Origin of the sequence: Streptomyces sp. NPDC059917 (assembly GCF_042730635.1) — a bacterium.
Lineage (GTDB): Bacteria > Actinomycetota > Actinomycetes > Streptomycetales > Streptomycetaceae > Streptomyces.
Genome location: NZ_JBHWLC010000171.1, coordinates 1 through 4808 on the forward strand (window position 1 = coordinate 1; position 4808 = coordinate 4808).

The 4808-nt window shown below is 73.8% G+C and carries 1 protein-coding gene; it reads left to right on the forward strand.

Annotated features, from left to right (window positions below; genetic code table 11):
* Window positions 1-180: 180 nt before the first annotated feature.
* A partial coding sequence (locus ACFWAR_RS39155; RefSeq protein ID WP_385788437.1) for a type I polyketide synthase occupies window positions 181-4808 on the forward strand: 4628 nt, incomplete at its 3' end.

The window sequence follows — 4808 nt, forward strand, 5'->3', positions numbered from 1 at the left end:
GTCGGTCCGGAGGCGGTGCTGTCCGGTTTGGTGCAGGGTCGTGGTGAGGGTGTCGTCGCGGTTCCCGCGGTGCGGGTCGGGCAGGGCGAGTTGGCTTCGTTCGGGCAGGGTCTGGCGCGGTTGTATGCGCGGGGTGCGTCGGTTTCGTGGCCGCAGTTGCGTCCCGGACGGCGGGTCGCGTTGCCCACCTACGCCTTCAACCGACAGCGCTACTGGCCCCGGCGCTCCGCACCCGCCGGTGTGGACGCGGCCATCGGGTCCGTCGGCCTCGAAACCACGGGACACCCGCTGCTCGGCGCCAGGGTCGGCCTGGCCCACGGCGACGGCGTGCTCCTCACCGGCAGGATCTCGCTGGCGGAGCAGCCCTGGCTGGCCGACCACGCGGTGCTGGGCACCGTGCTCTTCCCCGGCGCGGGATTCGTCGAGATGGCGCTGCGGGCCGGTGACGAGGTCGGCTGCGCGGGCGTCGAGGAACTCACCCTGCAGGCCCCGCTGGTGCTTCCCGAAGGTGTCACCGCGCGGGTCCAGCTGACGGCGGACGACGCGGACGAGGAAGGACGCCGCTCCTTCGCGGTGTACGCGAGGACCGGCGACGCCGGAGCCTGGGTCACCCACGCCACTGGTGTGCTGTCCCCGGCCCAGGCGGCCCCCGAACCGCTCCCCGCGTTCCAGGCGTGGCCGCCGGAGGGCGCCGTACCGGCCCCGGTGGACGGCCTCTACGACACGATGAGGGACGGCGGCTTTGCCTACGGCCCCAGCTTCCAGGGGCTCACGGCCGCATGGCGCCGGGGCTCCGAGGTCTTCGCCGAGGTGCGGCTGCCCGAGGGCGGCGACGCGGGCGACGCGGGCGCCTTCTGCCTGCACCCGGCGGTGCTCGACGCGGCCCTGCACGGCGTGTCCCTGCTGGAGGACTCCGCCGACGGCGAGGCGCCGCGCGGCCTGCCCTTCGCCTGGGAAGGCGTGCGCCTGTACGCCGCGGGCGCGGCCGCCGTACGGGTCCGCCTCGCCCCGGCGGGCACCGGCGGTGTCACGGTCACCATGACCGACGGCGCCGGGATGCTCCTGGCCTCCGTCGACAAGCTCGTCCTGCGCCCGGTCACCGACGGCCAACTGCGCGCCGCGCGCGGCCACGACGAATGGCTGTACCGCACCGGTTGGGTCGAACTGCCCCCGGTCGCGGGCGACACCGCCCGGCCGCGCTGGGCCGTCATCGGTGACGCCGCCGCAGCGCTCACCCGCGCCGCGGACGTCGACAGCGAGGTGTACGCGCATCTCGCGGACCTCGCCGCGGCGATCGACGCGGGGGCCGCCGTGCCGGAGACCGTCGTCGCCGCCTGCCCCGCATCCTCGGCCGACGTGCCGCGGGCCGCGCAGGCCGCCACCGGCTGGGCGCTCGAGACGGCGCAGGCCTGGCTCGACGACGACCGGTTCGCCCCGTCCCGACTGCTGCTGCTCACCCGCAACGCCGCCACCCTCGCGGCCGCCGACGGACCGGGCCCCGACCCGGCGCACGCCGCCGCCCGCGGTCTGCTGCGCTCGGCCCAGTCCGAACACCCCGACCGCATCGTGCAGTTCGACCTCTCGGCCGATTCCGCCGAGGACGCGGCGGCGCTCCTGATACCGGGCCTGCGGACCGCGCTCGCTGCGGGCGAGCCCGAACTGGCCCTTCGAGACGGTGCGTTGTGGGCGCCCCGACTCGCCCGAGTGGTCCCGGCCGCCCCCGCCGGGCGGACCGAGGGCGAGGAGGCGCCGGTCTGGGACCCGAACGGGACCGTTCTGATCACCGGCGGCACCGGGGTCCTCGGTAGCGCCGTGGCCCGTCACCTGGCGGGCGAGCACGGCGTACGCCATCTGCTGCTGCTCGGCCGCCAGGGCCCGCGGGCCGCGGGTGCGCAGGAGCTGGTGGCCGAACTCGCCGCCCTCGGCGCCGAGACCACGGTCGCCGCCTGCGACGTGGCGGACCGGGACGGCCTGGCCGCCGTCCTCGGGGACATTCCCGCGGATCGGCCACTGCGCGGCGTCGTCCACTGCGCGGGCGTCGTGGACGACGGGGTCGTCTCCTCGCTGACCCCCGAGCGGCTCGACACCGTCCTGCGCCCCAAGTCGCAGGCCGCGTGGAACCTGCACGAACTCACCTCTGAGCTGGACCACTTCGTCCTGTTCTCCTCCGCGGCCGGCATTCTCGGCGCGGCCGGTCAGGCCAACTACGCGGCGGCCAACACCTTCCTCGACGCCCTGGCCGAGCACCGCAGGGCCCGGGGGCTCACCGCGCACGCGCTGGCCTGGGGCCTGTGGGAGCAGCGCAGCACCATGTCGGGCGTCATGAGCGAGCAGGACCTCGCCCGCGTCTCCCGCGGCGGCATGTCGGCCCTGTCCGTCGAGGACGGCCTCGTACTCTTCGACGCGGCGCTCGCCGCGGGCGAACCGGTGCTCGTCCCGATGGCGTTCGACCCGGCCGCCGCCCGTGGTGAGGCCGCCGGGATCCCCCCGGTGATGCGCGGCCTCGTCCGTGCCACCACCCGACGGGCCTCGGGCGCCGAACCCACCGACGGGCTCCGCCACCGGCTGCGCGCCCTGTCCGCCGCCGCCCGCGAAGAGGCGCTGCTGCAGCTGGTGCTGCGGCACGTCACCGCCGCACTCGGCCACGCGCCCGACAGCGAGATCGACTCCGAACGGGCCTTCTCCGAGCTCGGCTTCGACTCGCTCACCGCGGTGGACCTGCGCAACCAGCTGGCCACCGCCACCGGGGTGCGGCTGCCCGCCACCCTCGTCTTCGACTACCCGACGCCCGTCGCGCTCGCCCGCCACCTGCGCGCCGAACTCGTCGGCGACGAAGCCGACGCGGCGGCCCCGGCCGCCCCGGCGCCGGTGGCGTCCGGCGAGGACGACCTGATCGCGATCATCGGCATGAGCTGCCGCTACCCCGGCGGCGTCCGCACCCCCGAGGAGCTGTGGCAGCTGGTCGCCGAGGGCCGGGACGGTGTCACGCCGTTCCCGGAGGACCGCGGTTGGAACGTGCGCGAGCTCGTCGACCGGGACGGTCGGCGCGCCAACACCAGCTACGTCGGCGAGGGCGGATTCCTGCACGACGCCGCCGACTTCGACCCCGAGTTCTTCGGGATCTCGCCGCGCGAGGCCCTCGCCATGGACCCGCAGCAGCGGCTCCTCCTGGAGACCACCTGGGAGGCGTTCGAGTACGCGCACATCGACCCCGCGACCGTGCGCGGCAGCAGGGTCGGCGTGTTCGCCGGTCTCATGTACCACGACTACGCCGCCCGGCTGCACTCCGTACCCGAGGAGCTCGCGGGCTTCCTCGGCAACGGGAACACCGGCAGCATCGCGACCGGCCGCGTCTCCTACACCTTCGGGTTCGAGGGTCCCGCGGTGACGGTGGACACGGCGTGCTCGTCGTCGCTGGTGGCGCTGCACCAGGCGGCGCAGGCGCTGCGGCAGGGCGAGTGCACCCTGGCCGTGGCCGGTGGCGTCGCCGTCATGGCGACCCCGGACTCCTTCGTCGAGTTCAGCCGCCAGCAGGGCCTGGCGCCCGACGGCCGCTGCAAGTCCTTCGCGGCCGGCGCCGACGGCACGACCTGGTCGGAGGGCGTGGGTCTGCTCCTGGTGGAGCGGCTGTCGGACGCGCGGCGCAACGGGCACGAGGTCCTCGCCGTGGTGCGGGGTTCGGCGGTGAACCAGGACGGCGCGTCCAACGGTCTGACCGCGCCCAACGGCCCTTCGCAGCAGCGGGTGATCCGTCAGGCGCTGGCCAGTGCGGGCGTGACGGCCGCCGAGGTCGACGTCGTCGAGGCGCACGGCACCGGTACCACGCTCGGCGACCCGATCGAGGCCCAGGCGGTCCTCGCCACCTACGGCCAGGACCGCGCCGCCGAACAGCCGCTCCTGATGGGCTCGTTGAAGTCCAACGTCGGCCACACGCAGGCAGCCGCGGGTGTCGGCGGGATCATCAAGATGGTCGAGGCCATGCGGCACGGAGTGGTGCCGAAGACGCTGCACGTGGATGAGCCGACGCCGCATGTGGACTGGGCTTCGGGTGCGGTGGAGTTGGTCACGGAGAGTCGTGCGTGGCCGGAGACGGGGCGTCCGCGTCGGGCGGCCGTGTCCTCCTTCGGTATCAGCGGGACGAACGCGCACGTGGTGCTGGAGCAGGCTCCGGCCGATCAGGTGGTCGTGTCCGTGGACGCGTCTCCGGTCGAGCCGTCGGTCGAGTCCTCGGTGGAGTCCTCGGGTGTCGTCGTGCCCTGGGTGTTGTCCGCGCGTTCGGCTGCCGGGTTGCGCGGGCAGGCGGCGCGGTTGCGGGAGTCCGTGGCCGTGGAGCGGGCGTCCGACGTGGACGTCGCCTGGTCGCTGCTCTCCGCACGCTCCGCCATGGAGCACCGCGCCGTGGTCACCGGCCACACCCGCCAGGAGCTCCTGCGCGGCCTCGACGCCGTCATCTCCGGCGAACCCGATCCGCACACCGTCCTGGACCGCGCCAAGTCGGGTCGCTCCCTGGCTCTGGTGTTCTCGGGTCAGGGGTCTCAGCGGATTGGTATGGGGCGTGAGTTGGTGTCTTTGCCGGTGTTCGGTGAGGTGTTCGAGGAGGTGTGTGGTGCTTTCGATGGGTTGTTGGAGGTGCCGTTGCGTGAGGTGTTGTGGGCTGAGGAGGGTTCTGCTGTTGCGGCGTTGATCGATGAGACGGTGTATACGCAGACGGGTTTGTTTGCTTTTGAGGTGGCGCTGTTCCGGTTGTTGGAGCGGTGTGGGGTGCGTCCTGATGTGGTGATGGGTCATTCGGTGGGTGAGTTGGTTGC